Genomic DNA, 18,737 nt, shown 5'->3' with positions numbered 1-18,737 from the left:
CTGATCCGGCACAAGTCCTCAGGTCCTGCCGCAGGGAGAGACACCATGAACGATCCCGCCCGTACCGAACCGGACGGCAACAACGCCTACGGGCACAAGCCCTTCAAGCGGTCCAGCAGCCACTTCGCCGACCGGATCACCGCCGACGGCCGGGACGGCTGGCCCGTCGAGGCCGGCCGCTACCGCCTGGTCGTCAGCCGGGCCTGCCCCTGGGCGAGCCGCGCCCTGGTCTCCCGCCGGCTGCTGGGGCTGGAGGACGCGCTCTCGCTCGCCGTCACCGATCCGCTACAGGACGACCGCAGCTGGCGCTTCACGTTGGACGAGGACGACCGGGATCCGGTGCTCGGCATCAAGTACCTCGCCGAGGCGTACGACAAGCGGGAGAGCGGGTACCCCGGTGGAGTCAGCGTCCCCGCCGTCGTCGACATCCCCAGCGGCAAGCTCGTCACCAACGACTACCAGCGGATCACCCTGGACCTCGCCACCGAATGGACCGCGCTGCACCGCCCCGGGGCGCCCGACCTCTACCCCGAGCCGCTGCGCGAGGAGATCGACGAGGTCATGGAGGGTGTCTACCGCGACGTGAACAACGGCGTGTACCGGGCCGGGTTCGCGGCCGGACAGCCGGAGTACGAGGCCGCCTACGCGGATGTGTTCCGCCGCCTGGACCTGGTGTCGCAGCGCCTCGCGGACCGGCGCTACCTGGTGGGCGACACCATCACGGAGGCCGACATCCGGCTCTTCACCACGCTTGTGCGCTTCGACGCCGTGTACCACGGACACTTCAAGTGCAACCGCTCGAAACTGACCGAGGACCCGGTCCTGTGGGCCTACGCCAGGGACCTCTACCAGACCCCCGGCTTCGGTGACACGGTCGACTTCCACCACATCAAGCAGCACTACTACCGGGTCCACACGGGCATCAACCCCACCGGCATCGTGCCCGTCGGCCCCGACCTGTCGGGCTGGCTGTCCCCGCACCACCGTGAACAGCTGGGCGGCCGGCCCTTCGGCGACGGCACCCCGCCGGGCCCGGTGCCGGCCGGCGAGGAGATCCCGGCGGAGGGGCGGCCCTGAGGAGCAGCCTCGGGAGCCACCGCGCCCCTGAGAGCCACCGCCCCCTTACTCCGTCTCGTCCAGGCGGTCGGCGTAGTACTCGATCGCCCGGCGGTACGACTGGACCCGGCCGTCCGCACTGGTGGCCGCCGTGACCTGGAGAAGGGTCCGTACGGCCTCGCGGGACTCGCCGAGGTTGTACAGCGTCATCGACAGGAACGTCAGGAGCGAGGCATCCTGCGCGAACTCCTCCAGACCGCGGCGGAACACCTCGCGCGCCGCCTCGTGGCGGCCCAGCACCCGCAGTGTGCTGCCGAGGCCGAGGAAAGCGCCGTGACGGTCCTCGGCCAAAAGCCCCGGCCGCTCCAGCGCCCGCTCGTAGAACGGCACGGCCTGCGCCTCCAGGCCGAGGGAATCGTGCGACCAGGCGGTCTGGTAGGCGACGGCGGCGTCCTCCGGGTTCCGCGCCGCCAGGGCCAGCAGCCGCTCGTGCGCCCCCGGGCTCTTCTGCTCGCGCAGCCGCACCGCCAGCGCCGCCGGATCGCCGTGTTCGATTTCCGCACCCATACCGCCGCACGCTGCCAGGGGCGCGGCGATACGGCAAATCAATGGCAAAGCGCGGCGGCGGACGCGTCTGCCCGCCGGGCCGCGCGGCGGTACGGCGGGTTCCGGCCCGTGCGGGGCAGGGCCCTGTCGAGGCGGCACCGATCACGAGATATCTTGATGTCAAGCAATGTTGCAGACGTGGAGCGGAGCACAGGGTGACTGACTCGACCATCATCTATACACACACCGACGAGGCCCCGGCCCTGGCGACGTATTCGTTCCTGCCGGTGATCGAGGCCTACGCCTCCAAGGCCGGGGTCACCGTGGAGAGCCGTGACATCTCCCTGGCGGGCCGTATCATCGCCAGCTTCCCCGACAGCCTCCAGGAGAACCAGCGCATCGACGACGCGCTCGCGGAGCTCGGCGCGCTGGCCACCACCCCCGGCGCCAACATCATCAAGCTGCCGAACGTCTCGGCGTCGATCCCGCAGCTGAAGGCCGCGATCGCGGAGCTCCAGGGGCAGGGCTACGCGCTCCCGGACTACCCGGACGACCCGAAGTCCGACGCGGAGAAGGACGCCCGCGCGCGTTACGACAAGATCAAGGGCAGTGCGGTCAACCCCGTCCTGCGCGAGGGCAACTCGGACCGCCGCGCCCCCGCGTCGGTCAAGAACTACGCCAAGGCGCACCCCCACCGCATGGGCGCCTGGACGGCCGACTCGAAGACGAACGTCGCGACCATGGGCGTCGACGACTTCCGCTCCACCGAGAAGTCCGTCGTGATCGAGGAGGCCGGCAGCCTGCGCATCGAGCTGGTGGGCGACGACGGCACCACCACGGTCCTGCGCGAGTCCGTACCGGTGCTCGCCGGCGAGGTCGTGGACGCCGCCGTCATGCGCGTCGCCGCGCTGCGCGAGTTCTTCACCGCACAGGTCGCCCGCGCCAAGGAGGAGGGCATCCTCTTCTCGGTGCACCTCAAGGCCACCATGATGAAGGTCTCCGACCCGATCATCTTCGGCCACGTGGTCCGCGCCTTCTTCCCGAACACCTTCGCCAAGTACGGCGAGGCGCTCGCCGCCGCCGGACTGTCCCCGAACGACGGCCTCGGCGGCATCCTCAAGGGCCTGGACTCGGTGCCGGAGATCGGTGCCGAGATCAAGGCCTCCTTCGAGGCCGAGCTCGCCGAGGGCCCCGCCCTGGCGATGGTCGACTCCGACAAGGGCATCACCAACCTCCACGTCCCCAGCGACGTCATCGTGGACGCCTCGATGCCGGCCATGATCCGCACCTCCGGCCACATGTGGGGCCCGGACGGCGGAGAGGCCGACACCCTCGCCGTGCTGCCCGACAGCAGCTACGCGGGCGTCTACCAGGTCGTCATCGACGACTGCCGGGCCAACGGCGCGTACGACCCGGCCACGATGGGCTCGGTCTCCAACGTCGGCCTCATGGCGCAGAAGGCCGAGGAGTACGGCAGCCACGACAAGACCTTCGAGATCCCCACCACCGGCACGGTGCGGGTCGTCGACGGCAACGGCGACGCCGTGCTGGAGCAGGCCGTCGGCGCCGGAGACATCTTCCGCGTGTGCCAGGCCAAGGACCTGCCGATCCAGGACTGGGTCAAGCTCGCCGTCACCCGCGCCCGCGCGACCGGCAACCCGGCCGTGTTCTGGCTCGACGAGGACCGCGCGCACGACGCCAAGCTCATCGAGAAGGTCAGGACGTACCTGGCCGACCACGACACCGACGGTCTGCGGATCGAGATCATGTCGCCGGTGAAGGCCACCGCGTTCTCCCTGGAGCGCATCCGCCGCGGCGAGGACACCATCTCGGTCACCGGCAACGTGCTGCGTGACTACCTCACCGACCTGTTCCCCATCCTTGAGCTGGGCACCAGCGCGAAGATGCTCTCCGTCGTCCCGCTGATGAACGGCGGCGGCCTGTTCGAGACGGGCGCCGGCGGTTCCGCGCCGAAGCACGTGCAGCAGCTCGTCAAGGAGAACTACCTGCGCTGGGACAGCCTGGGTGAGTTCCTCGCCCTCGCCGTCAGCTTCGAGCACCTCGCGCAGACGACGGACAACGCCGGCGCCCAGGTCCTCGCGGACACGCTGGACCGCGCGACGGCCACGTTCCTGAACGAGGACAAGTCGCCCAGCCGCAGGCTCGGCGGCATCGACAACCGCGGCAGCCACTTCTACCTGGCCCTCTACTGGGCCCAGGAGCTGGCGCGGCAGACCGCCGACGCCAAGCTGGCCGAGGCCTTCGCGCCGCTCGCCAAGACGCTGTCCGAGAACGAGGGGACCATCGTCGACGAGCTGGTCGCGGTCCAGGGCAAGCCGGTGGACATCGGCGGCTACTACCAGCCCGACCCGGCCAAGGCCTCGGCCGTCATGCGGCCCTCCGCGACGTTCAACCAGGCGATCGCGAGCCTCGCCTGACCGGATGCCGTGGACGGGGGGACGGGCCCTGCCCCTTCCCCCACCCGCACCGCTCATGACCGTTCCGCCCCGGCCGACACACCGTCGAGCCGGGGCGGCGCCGTTTCCGGCGGCGGACCGGTGCCGCGGAGTGCCTCGGGGGACACCCTGACGGGTGAATGTCGCGCCACGGCGGGCGCAGGGCCACCCCGGGCGGCCACCCTGCTGGTTTGCTGCAACCGGAAACGCGCGCGACGTGCGGGCAGGGCCGTTCGGCCGCCCCGGTTCAGGCGGCGCCACGCCGGGTGCGCGGTCCACCGGCGGCAGACAATCGAAGGAGCGTCCCAGTGACGACGACGGGCACAACAGGGACGGCGCAGGACGACGAGTCCTACGCCAACGAGCTCCCGGTACACAGCAGGGAACCGGGAAACGTCGTCATCACGTGGATGACCACCACGGACCACAAGACGATCGGCTCGCTCTACCTGGTCACCTCGTTCGCGTTCTTCCTCATCGGCGGTCTGCTCGCGCTCTTCATGCGCGCCGAGCTGGCCCGTCCGGGTATGCAGATCATGTCGAACGAGCAGTTCAACCAGGCGTTCACGATGCACGGCACGATCATGCTGCTGATGTTCGCGACACCGCTGTTCTCCGGATTCACCAACTGGATCATGCCGCTGCAGATCGGCGCCCCCGACGTGGCGTTCCCCCGGCTGAACATGTTCGCCTACTGGCTCTACCTCTTCGGCTCGGTCATCGCGGTGGCCGGCTTCCTCACCCCGCAGGGTGCCGCCGACTTCGGCTGGTTCGCCTACTCCCCGCTGACGGACGCCGTCCGCTCGCCGGGCGTCGGCGCCGATATGTGGATCATGGGTCTGGCCCTCTCCGGATTCGGCACGATCCTCGGCTCGGTCAACTTCATCACCACGATCATCTGCATGCGCGCACCCGGCATGACGATGTTCCGCATGCCGATCTTCGTCTGGAACGTCCTGCTGACCGGTGTCCTGGTCCTGCTGGCCTTCCCGGTCCTCGCCGCGGCGCTGCTGGCACTGGAGGCGGACCGGAAGTTCGGCGCACACGTCTTCGACGCGGCCAACGGCGGCGCGCTGCTCTGGCAGCACCTCTTCTGGTTCTTCGGCCATCCGGAGGTCTACATCATCGCGCTCCCGTTCTTCGGGATCGTCACCGAGATCATTCCGGTCTTCAGCCGGAAACCGATCTTCGGATACATCGGCCTGGTCGGCGCGACGATCGCCATCGCGGGTCTGTCCGTGACCGTGTGGGCCCACCACATGTACGTCACCGGCGGGGTACTGCTGCCGTTCTTCTCCTTCATGACGTTCCTCATCGCCGTGCCGACCGGGGTGAAGTTCTTCAACTGGATCGGCACGATGTGGAAGGGCTCGCTGTCCTTCGAGACCCCCATGCTCTGGTCCATCGGCTTTCTCGTCACCTTCCTCTTCGGCGGCCTGACCGGCGTGATCCTCGCGTCGCCCCCGATGGACTTCCACGTCTCGGACTCGTACTTCGTGGTGGCGCACTTCCACTACGTGGTCTTCGGCACCGTGGTCTTCGCGATGTTCGCCGGATTCCACTTCTGGTGGCCGAAGTTCACCGGCAAGATGCTGGACGAGCGGCTCGGCAAGATCACCTTCTGGACGCTGTTCGTGGGCTTCCACGGCACGTTCCTGGTGCAGCACTGGCTGGGCGCCGAGGGCATGCCGCGCCGCTACGCGGACTACCTCGCGGCGGACGGCTTCACCGCGCTGAACACCATCTCCACGATCTCCTCGTTCCTGCTCGGACTGTCGATGCTGCCGTTCCTGTACAACGTCTGGAAGACGGCCAAGTACGGCAGGAACGTCGGTGTCGACGACCCGTGGGGCTACGGCCGCTCGCTGGAGTGGGCGACCTCCTGCCCGCCGCCCCGGCACAACTTCGTCACGCTGCCCCGGATCCGTTCCGAGTCCCCGGCGTTCGACCTGCACCACCCCGCCGTGCGTGAGCTCGATGACGCGTCCAACCGCCTCGACCGCTCGGTGACGGTCGCTCCGGGGGACAAGCAGGCGTGAGCGGGCGGGCCGGCGGAGAGGAGGACCGGGTGTTCATCGACCCCGACAAGGACAGCGCCCGCGGGCTGGTCCAGCTGGAGGGCTATCTGCTGTGGAACGCCGAGATCGAGCAGGCGCGCCGGTACGCCCGCCGCTTCACCGACGAGCTGCCCTGGCTCACCACCGCCCAGCGCGAGGACGTGGAGCGGGTGTACGCCGCCGACCGGGCCGAGGCCTCACGGGTCATGCTGGTGCGCGTCTGTGCCCGTGCCGCCGAGCTGCGCGGTGAGTACGGCCGGCGGTACCGCACGCTGCGGGCGCGCTGCGTCGCGGCCGCGGCCGTGGTCTGCCTGGGAACGGCCGGCGGCGCCTGCACCGTGGTGACGTACCTGGTCAGGTGAGTACGGATCGTCCGTTCCGCCGCCCCAGCAGGCGAAGTCGCCGCTGTCTCGTGAAGATGAGAGGTGACGTGCGCGTGCGACGGGGCAGGCGAACGGATGACCGTGCAGACCCCGAGAAGGGACGAACACTGTGGCACGACCCAGGATTCTCGTTGTCGGAGCCGGTTTTGCCGGGGTCGAGTGCGTACGCCGTCTGGAACGCCGGCTCCGTCCCGGCGAGGCCGACATCGCACTCGTGGCCCCGTTCTCCTACCAGCTCTATCTGCCCCTGCTGCCCCAGGTGGCCTCGGGCGTCCTCACCCCGCAGTCGGTCGCGGTGTCACTGCGCCGCAGCAGCCGGCACCGCACCAGGATCATTCCCGGCGGGGCCATCGGAGTGGACCCGCTGGCGAAGGTCTGCGTGATCCGCAAGATCACCGACGAGGTCGTCAACGAGCGCTACGACTACATCGTGCTCAGCCCGGGAAGCGTCACCCGCACCTTCGACATCCCCGGGCTGCTCGACAACGCCCGGGGCATGAAGACCCTGGCGGAGGCCGCCTTCGTGCGCGACCACGTCATCGCGCAGCTCGATCTCGCGGACGCCAGCCACGACCAGGAGGAGCGGGCCTCGCGGCTGCAGTTCGTGGTGGTCGGCGGCGGGTACGCGGGCACCGAGACCGCGGCCTGCCTGCAGCGGCTGACCACCAACGCCGTCCGGCACTATCCCAGGCTCGACCCCAGGCTGATCAAATGGCATCTGATCGACATCGCCCCCAAGCTCATGCCCGAACTGGGCGACAAGCTCGGTGAGAGCGCGCTGAAGGTCCTGCGCGAGCGGGGGATCGAGGTGTCCCTCGGAGTGTCGGTCGCCGAGGCGGGCCCCGACAAGGTGACCTTCACCGACGGGCGGGTGCTGCCCTGTCGCACCCTGATCTGGACGGCGGGCGTCACCGCCAGCCCGCTGGTCGCCACCTTCGACGCGGAGACGGTACGCGGCAGGCTGGCGGTCACCCCGGATCTGAGCCTGCCCGGCCACGACGGCATCTTCGCCCTCGGTGACGCGGCGGCCGTCCCGGACCTGGCCAAGGGCGACGGCGCGGTCTGCCCGCCCACCGCGCAGCACGCGATGCGCCAGGGCCGCAGGATCGCCGACAACCTGCTGGCCACCCTCCGCAACCAGCCGCTCCAGCCGTACGTCCACAAGGACCTCGGGCTCGTCGTGGACCTCGGCGGCAAGGACGCCGTCTCCAAGCCGCTCGGCATCGAGATGCACGGGATCGGCGCCCAGGCCGTGGCCCGCGGCTACCACTGGTCGGCGCTGCGGACCAACGTGGCCAAGGCGAGGGTGATGACCAACTGGCTGATCAACGCGGCCGCGGGCGACGACTTCGTCCGCACCGGATTCCAGTCCCGCAAACCCGCCACCCTGCGCGACTTCGAGCACACGGACAGCTATCTCACCCCGGAGCAGGTCCGCGAGCACACCGCCGAGCTGCACACCCGGATGTGACCCGGCACAGCGGCGGGGCCCGGCCGGAATCCCGGCCGGGCCCCGCCGCTGTCACGTCAGCTGTTCTCCTTGTGGCCGGCGGTGAGCCCGGGATCGCGGCTCGCCACCGGGTCCAGCGCCTGGTCGACGGCCTTCAGCAGGTCCGTGTCCAGCCGCACACCGGAGGCCACGGCGTTCTCCGTCACCTGCTCGGGACGGGAGGCGCCGATGATCGCGGCGGAGACGTTGGGATTCTGCAGCACCCAGGCGACCGCGAGCTGCGCCATGCTCAGTCCGGCCTGCTCGGCCAGCGGGCGCAGCAGCTGCACCCGCTCCAGCACCTCGTCGCGCAGCCAGTCGGCGACCATGTCGGCCCCGCCCTTGTCATCCGTCGCACGCGAGCCCGCCGGCAGCGGCGCACCGGGTCGGTACTTGCCGGTGAGCGCGCCCTGGGCGATCGGTGACCAGACGATCTGGCCGATGCCGAGCTCCTCGGACGCGGGCACCACCTCGTCCTCGATGATCCGCCACAGCGCCGAGTACTGCGGCTGGTTGGAGATGAACGGCACCCGCAGTTCGCGGGCCAGCGCGTGCCCGGCGCGCAGCTGGCCGACCGTCCACTCCGATACGCCGATGTAGTGCGCCTTGCCGGAGCGGACGACGTCGGCGAACGCCTCCATCGTCTCCTCCAGCGGCGTGGCGTGGTCGTAGCGGTGCGCCTGGTAGAGGTCGACGTGGTCGGTCTGGAGCCGGCGCAGTGAGTTGTCGATCGACTCCATGATGTGCTTGCGGCCGAGCCCCCGGTCGTTCTGCCCGGGGCCGGTCGGGAAGTAGACCTTGGTGAAGATCTCCAGCCCTTCGCGGCGTTCGTCCTTGAGGGCCCGCCCGAGCACTGCCTCCGCCCGCGTCTGCGCGTAGACGTCCGCGGTGTCGAAGGTGGTGATGCCGGCGTCCAGGGCGGCACGGATACAGGCGAGCGCCGCTTCCTCCTCCACCTGGGAGCCGTGGGTGAGCCAGTTCCCGTACGCGATCTCGCTGATCGTCAGACCGCTGCGGCCGAGTCGGCGGAATTCCATGTGGCTGCTCTCCCTCTGCTGGTAAGTGGCGCTACATGGTAGGACGGGTGACCGACGCTGAGGCGTTGGGCACCGTGTCGCGGATCAGTTTGAGGAAGGCGGCGTTGTCCGGGGTGTGCCGGAGCCGGTCCAGCAGCGTTTCGAGCGAGGTCTGCGCGTCCCTGGAGTGCAGGGCGCGCCGCAGACCGCGTACGGCCGTCAGTTCCTCGGCCGGTACCAGGAGTTCGTCGCGGCGGGTCCCGGAGGCCGCGATGTTCACGGCAGGGTGGACGCGCTTCTCGGCCAGGGAGCGGTCGAGCCGCAGTTCCATGTTGCCGGTCCCCTTCAGCTCCTCGAAGAAGTACTCGTCGGCGCGCGAGCCGGTGTCCACGAGGGCCGTGGCCAGGATGGTGAGGGAGCCGCCCTCCTCGGTGAGCCGTGCCGCCCCGAAGAGGCGCTTGGGTCCGAGCAGGGCCGCCGCGTCGACACCGCCGCTGAGGGTGCGGCCGCCGGCCGAGGCCGCGTTGTTGTGGGCCCGGCACAGCCGGGTGAGGGAGTCCAGCAGGATGACGACGTCCCGGCCCTGCTCGACCAGCCGCTTGGCGCGTTCGAGTGCGAGCTCCGCCAGCGCGATGTGCTCCTTGGCGGGCCGGTCGAAGGTGGAGGCGTAGACCTCGCCCCGTACCGAGCGCCGCATGTCGGTGACCTCCTCCGGGCGCTCGTCGAGGAGCACCACCATCAGGTGGCACTCGGGGTGGTTCTCGGCGACCGACGCCGCGATCTGCTGGAGCAGGACCGTCTTGCCGGTCCTGGGCGGGGCGACGATGAGCCCGCGCTGGCCCTTGCCGACCGGGGCGACGAGGTCGACGACGCGCGTCGACGGGCCGCCCGAGGGAGTCTCCAGGCGCAGCCGCCGCCGGGGGTGGAGCGGGGTAAGGTCACGGAAGTGCGGCCGGCCCCGGAGGGCTTGCGGGGGAAGGCCGTTGACGCGGACGACGGTGCTCAGGGCACGGGGCCGGTCGCAGGTCCCCTCGACGGCGTCGCCCTTGCGCAGGCCGTGCCGGCGGATGAGGGCGGCCGGTACCTGGACGTCGCGCGGAGTGGCGTGGCCGTCGGCGGGACGCAGGGTGCCGTGTCCCTGTTGGGTGATGTCGAGGACACCGGCCGCGGCCGCGCGGGCGGCGGGCTCGGTGGTAACGGGGTGTTCGAGTGTGGTGGTCATGCGGGGTGGTCCTTTCGCGGACATGCGAATGAAGGGGCCCGGCAGAAACGGGGGCGGAGATCTCACGCCCCGGACGACGGGCAAGGAAAGACCGGCGGGACAGCCCGCGCCGGACTGAGGCATAAAATGCGGTAACGCCGGATCGCCGGCCGGAATGGACGGGCGCGTCAGCGTGATGAGAAATGAATGCGATGAGCGGTGAACCGGTACCGGCGCCCGAATCTCAAGGCGTACACACGTACCAAGGGCAATGTAGCACGGACCGTACCCGGAGGTCACGGTCCGGCGGCTGGGGCCTGTGGACGCCGGCCGGAGCCGCGCTCAGCTCAGCCGGAACACCGGGCCGCGCGGTGTGAACGGCAGGGACGCCCCCTGCGGGATCAGGAAGGCGTGCTCGCGCCGGATCCGCAGGGTGTCGCACCAGCCGTCGGTGATCACGAGCAGCGGCGCCGCCGGCGGAAAGTCGTCCGCCCGGTGCAAGAGGTCGATTCCCGGCTGCAGTTCGGTCCCGCCGCGACCGTGCACCCGTACCCGGCCGGCGATCTCGGCCGGTGGCAGGTAGCCGGCGTCGTAGGCCGCCGCGTCGCAGAAGACCACACGGGCCGTGGGGACGTCGCGCGCCTCGGCGTAGGAGGCGATGGCGCCCAGCGCCTTCCCGAGCAGGCGGCTGTTCATCGAGCCGGAGGTGTCGAGGACGACGCCGAAGGTGCAGCGGGCCGTCTCCTCGGGCGGGAAGTAGCGGCCCGCTCTCGGGATGCCGGGGGTCGATGCCTGCCGCCGTCCCGGACGGGCGTAGGACCGTACGGGCTCCGGCCGGGGCACGTACTCGTCGAACCAGCGGGCCAGTCGCGCGTCCCACGGCACCGGCGGGTGGGCCAGCGCCCGGATCTCCTCGACCAGCCCGGCGGGCAGCAGGCCGCGCTCGCCGTACTGGTGCAGGTCGAAGCCCTGGACGAGGCCGCGCCGGTAGAATTCGTCCAGGTCGGTGTACGGACGGGCCCCGGGGCGCGGCAGGGGGTCGCCGAGGATGTCACCGGCGCCCTTGCCCCGCAGCGTCGCGAGCCTGCGGCGCCGGCGCAGGTCGCCCGCGATGCGGTCGTACACCTCCTCGGCCGACAGGTCCCGCAGCCCGGGGTCGTACAGGAGGCCGGCGGGCATGTCACCGACGCGCATCCGGACCAGCCAGTCGTTGACGACGTAGTCGGCGGCCACGTTGAACAGGAACGGGTCGCGGCCACCGCGGCGTTCGCCGTGGCGGAGCGCGGCGTGCAGCATCTCGTGGGCGAGGACGAAGCGCCATTCCTCGTCCGTGAACGTGCGCAGCGGGTTGATGTAGATCTCGCCCGCCACGGAGCTGACCGCGGCGATGTCGATGCTCTGCGAGCGGGCCAGTTCGGCGTCGGCCACGACCGTGAGCCCGGCGGCGATCCCGCCGAGCAGCGGGTAGGACGAGACGAACCAGTTCAGGGCCCGGTCCCAGGGGCGCTGCGGCAGGCGCTCCCCGGTCGTGCGGTCGACGCGGCCGCCCGCCACGTCCATCGCGGCGGACACGCTGCGGGTGAGGGCGTGTGCGAAGGCGGTCTCCCAGTCCGGGACGGCGGAGCCGTTCCAGGCGTGCCAGGTGGTGAGGATCTGGTCCGCGCGGTCGCCCGCGGTGCCGCAGTGCTCATGGACGGCGGGGATGCCGTCGCGGCGCCAGCGTGCGGCCAGCTGCTCCTCGTCGCCCCCAGGACTGTCCGTCGGCAGGTCGTCGGGGGGCCGTCCCACCGGATGGGCGAGCAGGAAGCGGTTGACGACCACGCACCGTGCCGCGAGGTCGAACCGGTCGGGCTGCTCACGCGGATCGTCCGCGGCGGCCGGCACATGGCCGAAGCCCAGATGCAGCAGGCAGTGGGCCAGGGCCCAGGCCCATTCGGCCGGGTCCGCGCGCTTGGCGGGGTGGACGTGGATGGTGCCGTTGGAGGTGACAGCGGCCAGCCCTCCCGTCGGGGCGAGGTCGCAGCCGGGCTCTCTGCACACGGACGCCTTCAGGGCGGCGAAGGCGGGATTGCGCGTGACCAGCGCGAGCCCGGCGGCGAACGCCGCGGCGGCCGGGTCGGAGTCGCCGCCCTTGCCGCCCTTGCTGTTCGCGCGGCGGGCCGAGGCCTTCATCGCCGGGCCTCGACCAGCCTGGGCATGTCGCGCGCCGCCTCGACGAGGAACCAGGCGGGCAGCACCGGCAGTCCGTCGGCGTCGTCCGCGATGACGGTCTGCGCGACCTCGACCGATATCTCGGCAAGCTGCACGAGCAGCGACTTGGCCCGGTACGACGTCTGCCGCATCGACGCGGAGACGTGCTCCTTCCGGCGCGGCAGTTCCTTCACGAGCCGGCCACGAAACGCCTCCGCCAGGTAGTACAGGAGGTCACGGTCCTCCAGCCGGGTGGGCCAGGAGGCGTCCCCCTTGAGGATCGCCTCGATACCGAAGGTGTGGCGCACGATCTTCGCGTATCCGCAGAAGGAGACGGCGTGGGCCGGTGTCAGCGTGCCGTGCACGATCACCTTGAGCGTCTCCTCACCGATGTCCGGCCCGAAGGAGTGCAGGGCGTCGGAGAGCATGTGCCAGGACCGCGGCGTGGAGAACGGCTCCTCGGTCTTGGGCGGTTGCGACCACAGGTGGTCGGGACGGTCGGTCAGGTAGTCCGTCACCCAGGGGTGGATGCCGTTCTCGCCCGCCCACACCAGCCAGTCCTGCGACGAGGCCCGCAGATGGACGTGGGTGAGCCGGTTGACCAGCGCGGACGCGATGGGCCTGGCCAGCGCGTTGTCCGTCGCCCTGTTGCCGGCCCCGATGACGATCGAGCCGGCGGGCAGCTCGTACGAGCCGATCCGGCGGTCCAGGATGAGGGAGTAGAACGCCTTCTGGACATCGGGCGTGGCGGCGTTGAGCTCGTCGAGGAAGAGGCAGTAGGGCTCGTCGCGGGCGATGGACTCCGGCGGGCAGAACACCGAACGGCCGTCGCGGATCTGCGGTACGCCGATCAGGTCCTCCGGGGCGAGCTGCGTCCCGAGCAGGCTGACACACTCCAGTCCGAGCGACTCGGCGAACCGTCGCACGAGCGACGACTTGCCGATCCCCGGTGCTCCCCACAGGAACACGGGCCGCACGGTGGCGAGTCCCAGGAGCAGTTCGGGTATCTGGGCGGGTGTGACGGTGACAGCGGCCTGCACGCGGGGGAGTTCCTTCGGAGTCCGGGAGTTCGGGCCCGCCCAGTATGGCGAGGCCTGGACTCCCGCCGCAGCCCGATTTTCGCCCGTCCGCCCGCGGGGCGGACCGCTCCTCTGTCCGGCCCCGGGCGTCGCTCCCGGAAGCGTCCTACCGGCCCCGGAAGGCCTCCAGGATCTGTTCGGCGGCCAGTGTGGCAGGCAGGGTGCCCTCCCTGACCCGCAGTTCGAGCTCCGGTGCGAGGGCCCGCACCCCGGGGTGGCCGCGCAGGCTCTCCAGCAGCTCGTCGCGCACCATCGTCCAGGTCCAGTCGACCTGCTGCTCACGCCGTTTGGCCGTCAGCCGGCCGGTCGATTCGAGCAGGGTCCGGTGCTGTTCCAGCCGCTCCCACAGGGTGTCGAGGCCGCTTCCCTCGCGGGCGCTGCACGTCAGTACCGGCGGGGTCCAGGCCGCGTCCGGAGGGTGCATCAACCGCAGCGCGCCCGCGAGTTCACGTGCGGCGGAGCGGGCGTCGCGCTCGTGGGGTCCGTCGGCCTTGTTCACCGCGATGGCGTCGGCCAGCTCCAGCACCCCCTTCTTGATGCCCTGGAGCTGGTCGCCGGTACGGGCCAGGGTCAGCAGCAGGAACGTGTCGACCATATTGGCGACCGCCGTCTCCGACTGGCCGACCCCGACCGTCTCCACCAGCACCACGTCGTACCCCGCCGCCTCCATCACCACGATGGACTCCCGGGTCGCCTTGGCCACCCCGCCCAGCGTGCCCGCGGTGGGGGAGGGGCGCACGAATGCCGCCGGGTCCACCGCGAGCCGCTCCATCCGGGTCTTGTCACCCAGGATGGAGCCGCCGGTCCGGCTGGAGGACGGGTCGACGGCCAGCACCGCGACCCGGTGCCCGAGGCCGGTGAGCATCGTGCCGAGGGCGTCGATGAACGTGGACTTGCCGACTCCCGGCACCCCGCTGATGCCGATGCGGCGGGCGCTGCCGGAGTGCGGCAGGAGCTCGCGCAGCAACTGCTGTGCCAGTGCGCGGTGGTCGGGCCGGGTGGACTCGACGAGGGTGATGGCGCGTGCGATGTGCGCCCGCTTCCCGTCGAGTACGCCCTTCGCGTAGTTGTCGAGGTCGATCTTGGGTGCCATGGGTCAGCGGCTCACAGCTCGTGGCCGAGTGAGGCGCCGAGCCGCGTCACCAGGTCGTACGCGGCGTCCGGGATGACCGTTCCGGGCGGGAACACCGCCGCCGCACCCGCCTCGTGCAGGGCCTCGACGTCCGACGGGGGGATCACTCCGCCCACCACGATCATGATGTCCTCCCGTCCTTCGGCGGCGAGTTCCTCGCGGAGTGCGGGGACGAGGGTGAGGTGGCCGGCGGCCAGGGAGGAGACGCCCACGATGTGCACGTCCGCCTCGACCGCCTGCCGGGCGACCTCGCCCGGTGTCTGGAACAGCGGGCCGACGTCGACGTCGAAGCCGAGGTCGGCGAAGGCGGTCGCGATGACCTTCTGGCCCCGGTCGTGTCCGTCCTGGCCCATCTTGGCGACCAGGATCCGCGGACGCCGCCCCTCGGCCTCCTCGAACGCGTCGACCAGCGCGCGGGTACGGTCCACCGACGGTGACTCCCCTGCCTCGTTGCGGTACACACCGGAGATCGTACGGATCTGGCCCGAGTGCCGGCCGTACACCTTCTCCAGCGCGTCCGAGATCTCGCCCACGGTCGCCATCGCGCGTGCCGCGCCGACGGCCAGCGCCAGCAGATTGCCCTCCAGCCCGGGGCCGGGCTCCCGGCCTGCCGCGTCCGTCAGCGCGCGCAGCGCGTCCTGGCAGGCCTGTTCGTCGCGTTCCTCGCGCAGCCGCCGCAGCTTCTCGATCTGCTGGGTGCGCACCGAGGTGTTGTCGACCTTCAGGACGTCGATCTTCTCGTCGGTCTCGACGCGGTACTTGTTGACGCCGATGACGGGCTGGCGCCCGGAGTCGATGCGGGCCTGGGTGCGGGCGGCGGCCTCCTCGATGCGGAGCTTGGGGATGCCCGCGTCGATGGCCTTGGCCATGCCGCCGGCCGCCTCGACCTCCTCGATGTGCTGCCAGGCCCGCCGGGCCAGGTCGTAGGTCAGCTTCTCGACGTAGGCGCTGCCGCCCCACGGGTCGATGACCCGGGTGGTGCCGGACTCCTGCTGGAGCAGGAGCTGGGTGTTGCGGGCGATGCGCGCGGAGAAGTCGGTGGGCAGGGCGAGCGCCTCGTCCAGGGCGTTGGTGTGCAGGGACTGGGTGTGCCCCTGGGTGGCTGCCATCGCCTCCACGCAGGTGCGGGTGACGTTGTTGAAGACGTCCTGCGCGGTCAGTGACCAGCCGGAGGTCTGCGAATGGGTGCGCAGGGACAGCGACTTGGGGTTCTGCGGATCGAACTGCTTCACCAGCTTGGCCCAGAGCAGCCGGGCGGCCCGCAGCTTCGCGATCTCCATGAAGAAGTTCATGCCGATCGCCCAGAAGAACGACAGTCGCGGTGCGAACGCGTCCACGTCCAGGCCGGTGTCCCGCCCGGCGCGCAGGTACTCGACCCCGTCGGCCAGGGTGTACGCCAGCTCCAGATCGGCCGTGGCCCCGGCCTCCTGGATGTGGTACCCGGAGATGGAGATCGAGTTGTAGCGCGGCATCTTCTGCGAGGTGAACGCGAAGATGTCGGAGATGATCCGCATCGAGGGCTTCGGCGGATAGATATAGGTGTTGCGGACCATGAACTCCTTCAGAATGTCGTTCTGAATGGTCCCGGCCAGCTTCTCCGGCGGTACGCCCTGCTCCTCGGCGGCCACGATGTACAGGGCGAGTACGGGGAGCACCGCGCCGTTCATCGTCATCGACACCGACATCCTGTCCAGCGGGATGCCCTCGAACAGCTGGCGCATGTCGTAGATCGAGTCGATCGCCACCCCGGCCATGCCGACGTCACCGGTCACCCTCGGGTGGTCGCTGTCGTAACCCCGGTGGGTCGGCAGGTCGAACGCGACCGAGAGCCCCTTCTGGCCGGCCGCCAGATTGCGGCGGTAGAAGGCGTTGGACTCCTCGGCGGTGGAGAACCCCGCGTACTGCCGGATCGTCCAGGGCTGGTTCACGTACATCGTCGGGTACGGGCCGCGCAGATACGGCGCCATACCCGGATATGTACCCAGGAAGTCGAGCCCCTCCAGATCCTGGCCGGTGTACAGCGGCTTGACCGCGATGCCCTCCGGGGTCTCCCACCGGAGGTCGCCGTCGGAGCTCCCGGAGGACTCCTTCACCGCCGTACGCCACTGGTCCTCTGTCACCTCGGCGCCGCTGCCGGGGCCGAGCTCGATGTCGGAGAAATCGGGGATCCGCATTACGCCACACCCATACGGTCGAGAACGGAGGAGAGCACGGCCACCACATCGCAGCCGGCGAAGACGTACTCGTCGACACCGGAGTAGTCGCCCGGCCGTCCCGCCAGGTACACGCGCCGCGCACCCGCCGATACGAGCGCCGCGGCGACCTCGCCGGCCTGCTCGGCGTAGAGCGCGTCACTGGAACACAGGCACGCCACGTCCGTCCCGGCGGCCGCGAAGGCCGCGGCGACCGAGGAGGCATTCACCTGGATTGGCTCGTGGACCGGCTCGATGCCGCCCGCCTGGAAGAGGTTCGCGGCGAACGAGGCACGGGCGGTGTGCGCGGCGGCGGGGCCGAGCGCGGCGATGAACACCCGCGGCCGTTGACCGGTCGCCGCCAGATGGGCGTCCGAGCGGGACCGCAGCTCCTCGAACGCCTCGTCGCGGCGGACCACCGGCAGCCCGCCCCGGCCTGCTGTGGACGGCGCGGCCTCGCGTTCCACCGCGCGCTCGGCGAGCTGCGGGAACTCGCTGACGCCGGTGATGGGTTCCTTGCGCCGCGCCAGGTTCTTCTTGCGCGCCGCCCAGGTCGCCGCGAGCCGCTCCGCGAGCATCCCGGATTCCAGCGCGGCCGCCTGGCCTCCCGCCCGCTCGATCTCCTGGAAGAAGGCCCAGGCGGACTCCGCGAGCTCGTCGGTCAGCCGCTCCACGTACCAGGAACCGCCCGCCGGGTCGATCACCCGGGCCAGATGCGACTCCTCCACCAGAATCGTCGAGGTGTTACGGGCGATGCGCCGCGCGAACGCGTCCGGCAGGCCCAGCGCGTGATCGAACGGCAGCACGGTGACCGTGTCGGCCCCGCCGACGCCCGCGCCCAGACAGGCCAGCGTGGTGCGGAGCATGTTCACCCACGGATCGCGCCGCGTCATCATCACCGGCGACGTCACGGCGTGCTGCCGCTGCGCTCCGGCCCGAGCGGCGCCGCAGACCTCGGCGACCCGCGCCCACAGCCGGCGCGCGGCCCGCATCCTGGCGATCGTCAGGAACTGGTCGGCGGTGGCCGCGTACCGGAACTCCAGTTGCGCGCAGGCCTCTTCGACGCCGAGGCCCGCCTCGGTCAGTGCCCGCAGGTAGGCGACCCCCGTGGCCAGCGAACTGCCCAGCTCCTGCGCGGCCGAACCGCCGGCCTCGTGGTACGGCATCGCATCCACGGTCAGCGCCCGCAGCCCGGGGTACTCACGGGCGCAGCGCAGCGCCCAGCTGACCGCCGCCTCCTGTTCCGGCGCCGCGCCGGAGCGGGCGGCCTGCCCCAGCGGGTCGGCGCCCAGACTGCCGCGCGCCGACTGCGGCGGCACCCCCCGCTCCGCGTAGAGGCGCAGCAACTCCGTCGCGGCGGCGTCGAGTTCGGCGCCCGCGTCCAGGACGACCGGAGCCAGGTCGAGAAGGACGCCGTCCAGGGCGCGGGCGAGACCGGAGACCGGGACGCCGCCACCGGCGTCCCCCACGGTCAGCCACAGCGAGGTGACTCCGTTCTCCAGATCGGCGAGCACGGCTTCGTTGAGCCGGGCGGGATCGGGGATGGTGTGGCGTTGCCGGACGCCCCAGCCGCCCGCCGTGTTCCCCGCCGGCTTGCCGCCGCGGGTGAAGGGGGCGAAGCCCGGGAGACCGGCATCGGGCGCGTCGTCGCGCGAGGTGTAGAGGGGGCGGGTGATGAGCCCGTCCTCCACCGTGGTGGACAGCGCTTCCTCGGCGGCCGAACCCGAAACGTCCTTGCCCGACTTGCGCAGCACACCCTCGACGAGGCTCTGCCACTGCTCATGGGCGGGGTCAGGGAATTCGGCGGCCAACGAAAGCCCGTCAGCAGGCAGGACCGTCATGCCCAGATGCTAGGGCAGGTTTCTAGAGGCGCAGCAGAGGCGCCGGCTGTGACCTTGCCCTCCCCGAGCGCGCTTGATCCTTTACGTACTGTGCAGTAA

The 18,737-nt window shown here is 70.8% G+C and carries 13 protein-coding genes; 5 read left to right on the top strand and 8 right to left on the bottom strand.

Annotated elements, in window-relative coordinates; translation table 11 throughout:
* The first annotated feature begins 45 nt into the window (after nucleotides 1-45).
* Nucleotides 46-1,077, top strand: a complete 1,032-nt coding sequence (locus ACIP89_RS22615) for a glutathione S-transferase family protein (RefSeq protein ID WP_401929201.1) — start codon at nucleotides 46-48, stop codon at nucleotides 1,075-1,077.
* Between the two features lie 45 nt (nucleotides 1,078-1,122).
* Here ACIP89_RS22615 and ACIP89_RS22610 read toward each other — a convergent pair whose 3' ends face one another.
* Nucleotides 1,123-1,623: a tetratricopeptide repeat protein gene (locus ACIP89_RS22610; protein ID WP_402116380.1), complete on the bottom strand. Its 501-nt coding sequence runs from the start codon at nucleotides 1,621-1,623 to the stop codon at nucleotides 1,123-1,125.
* Nucleotides 1,624-1,817: 194 nt separating this feature from the next.
* Here ACIP89_RS22610 and ACIP89_RS22605 point away from each other — a divergent pair, with 194 nt between their 5' ends.
* The 4 genes from ACIP89_RS22605 (at nucleotide 1,818) to ACIP89_RS22590 (ending at nucleotide 7,969) form a co-directional block, all read left to right on the top strand.
* Nucleotides 1,818-4,040, top strand: coding sequence for an NADP-dependent isocitrate dehydrogenase (locus ACIP89_RS22605; protein WP_402116378.1), 2,223 nt, complete (start codon nucleotides 1,818-1,820; stop codon nucleotides 4,038-4,040).
* Nucleotides 4,041-4,366: 326 nt separating this feature from the next.
* Nucleotides 4,367-6,097 (top strand): cytochrome c oxidase subunit I, encoded by a 1,731-nt coding sequence (gene ctaD, locus ACIP89_RS22600; protein ID WP_401929197.1) that lies wholly within the window; start codon nucleotides 4,367-4,369, stop codon nucleotides 6,095-6,097.
* Between the two features lie 35 nt (nucleotides 6,098-6,132).
* The gene (locus tag ACIP89_RS22595; RefSeq protein WP_401928560.1) at nucleotides 6,133-6,477 is read left to right on the top strand and encodes a hypothetical protein; all 345 of its coding nucleotides are present in this window, start codon (nucleotides 6,133-6,135) and stop codon (nucleotides 6,475-6,477) included.
* 130 nt (nucleotides 6,478-6,607) lie between these two features.
* On the top strand, nucleotides 6,608-7,969 hold the full coding sequence (locus ACIP89_RS22590) for an NAD(P)/FAD-dependent oxidoreductase (RefSeq protein ID WP_402116376.1): 1,362 nt from the start codon (nucleotides 6,608-6,610) through the stop codon (nucleotides 7,967-7,969).
* A gap of 56 nt (nucleotides 7,970-8,025) precedes the next feature.
* On the opposite strand, the gene ACIP89_RS22585 is transcribed toward ACIP89_RS22590, so the two are convergent.
* The 7 genes from ACIP89_RS22585 to mutA all read right to left on the bottom strand — a co-directional run bounded on the left by ACIP89_RS22585 (nucleotide 8,026) and on the right by mutA (nucleotide 18,638).
* Nucleotides 8,026-9,024, bottom strand: coding sequence for an aldo/keto reductase family protein (locus tag ACIP89_RS22585; RefSeq protein WP_402116374.1), 999 nt, complete (start codon nucleotides 9,022-9,024; stop codon nucleotides 8,026-8,028).
* A gap of 31 nt (nucleotides 9,025-9,055) precedes the next feature.
* Entirely contained in the window at nucleotides 9,056-10,225 is a 1,170-nt protein-coding gene (rho, locus tag ACIP89_RS22580) for a transcription termination factor Rho (protein WP_401929192.1), read from the bottom strand.
* 321 nt (nucleotides 10,226-10,546) lie between these two features.
* A complete protein-coding gene (locus ACIP89_RS22575; protein WP_402116372.1) occupies nucleotides 10,547-12,376 on the bottom strand; it encodes a hypothetical protein in 1,830 nt (609 codons plus the stop codon).
* Nucleotides 12,373-13,434 carry an ATP-binding protein gene (locus ACIP89_RS22570; RefSeq protein WP_402116371.1) on the bottom strand — a complete coding sequence of 354 codons (1,062 nt, stop codon included), beginning with the start codon at nucleotides 13,432-13,434 and terminating at the stop codon, nucleotides 12,373-12,375. The genes ACIP89_RS22575 and ACIP89_RS22570 overlap by 4 nt, the downstream gene beginning before the upstream one ends.
* A 145-nt stretch (nucleotides 13,435-13,579) precedes the next feature.
* Nucleotides 13,580-14,566, bottom strand: coding sequence for a methylmalonyl Co-A mutase-associated GTPase MeaB (gene meaB / locus ACIP89_RS22565; protein ID WP_402116369.1), 987 nt, complete (start codon nucleotides 14,564-14,566; stop codon nucleotides 13,580-13,582).
* Between the two features lie 11 nt (nucleotides 14,567-14,577).
* The gene (gene scpA, locus ACIP89_RS22560; RefSeq protein ID WP_402116367.1) at nucleotides 14,578-16,779 is read right to left on the bottom strand and encodes a methylmalonyl-CoA mutase; all 2,202 of its coding nucleotides are present in this window, start codon (nucleotides 16,777-16,779) and stop codon (nucleotides 14,578-14,580) included.
* Nucleotides 16,779-18,638, bottom strand: coding sequence for a methylmalonyl-CoA mutase small subunit (gene mutA / locus ACIP89_RS22555; RefSeq protein WP_402116365.1), 1,860 nt, complete (start codon nucleotides 18,636-18,638; stop codon nucleotides 16,779-16,781). Before mutA ends, scpA begins: the two co-directional genes overlap by 1 nt.
* Nucleotides 18,639-18,737 lie beyond the last annotated feature (99 nt).

It is taken from the genome of Streptomyces sp. NPDC088730, assembly GCF_044751215.1.
Classification (GTDB): domain Bacteria; phylum Actinomycetota; class Actinomycetes; order Streptomycetales; family Streptomycetaceae; genus Streptomyces.
The sequence above is the reverse complement of the archived record's forward strand: the minus strand, read 5'-3'. Positions and strand labels throughout refer to the sequence as shown.

Excerpts from the sequence above, each read along its gene's own strand:
- meaB (WP_402116369.1), bottom strand. The coding sequence starts at position 14,566 with ATGGCACCCAAGATCGACCTCGACAACTACGCGAAGGGCGTACTCGAC.
- ACIP89_RS22615 (WP_401929201.1), top strand. The coding sequence starts at position 46 with ATGAACGATCCCGCCCGTACCGAACCGGACGGCAACAACGCCTACGGG.
- ACIP89_RS22610 (WP_402116380.1), bottom strand. The coding sequence starts at position 1,623 with ATGGGTGCGGAAATCGAACACGGCGATCCGGCGGCGCTGGCGGTGCGG.
- ACIP89_RS22585 (WP_402116374.1), bottom strand. The coding sequence starts at position 9,024 with ATGGAATTCCGCCGACTCGGCCGCAGCGGTCTGACGATCAGCGAGATC.
- scpA (WP_402116367.1), bottom strand. The coding sequence starts at position 16,779 with ATGCGGATCCCCGATTTCTCCGACATCGAGCTCGGCCCCGGCAGCGGC.
- mutA (WP_402116365.1), bottom strand. The coding sequence starts at position 18,638 with ATGACGGTCCTGCCTGCTGACGGGCTTTCGTTGGCCGCCGAATTCCCT.
- ACIP89_RS22575 (WP_402116372.1), bottom strand. The coding sequence starts at position 12,376 with ATGAAGGCCTCGGCCCGCCGCGCGAACAGCAAGGGCGGCAAGGGCGGC.
- rho (WP_401929192.1), bottom strand. The coding sequence starts at position 10,225 with ATGACCACCACACTCGAACACCCCGTTACCACCGAGCCCGCCGCCCGC.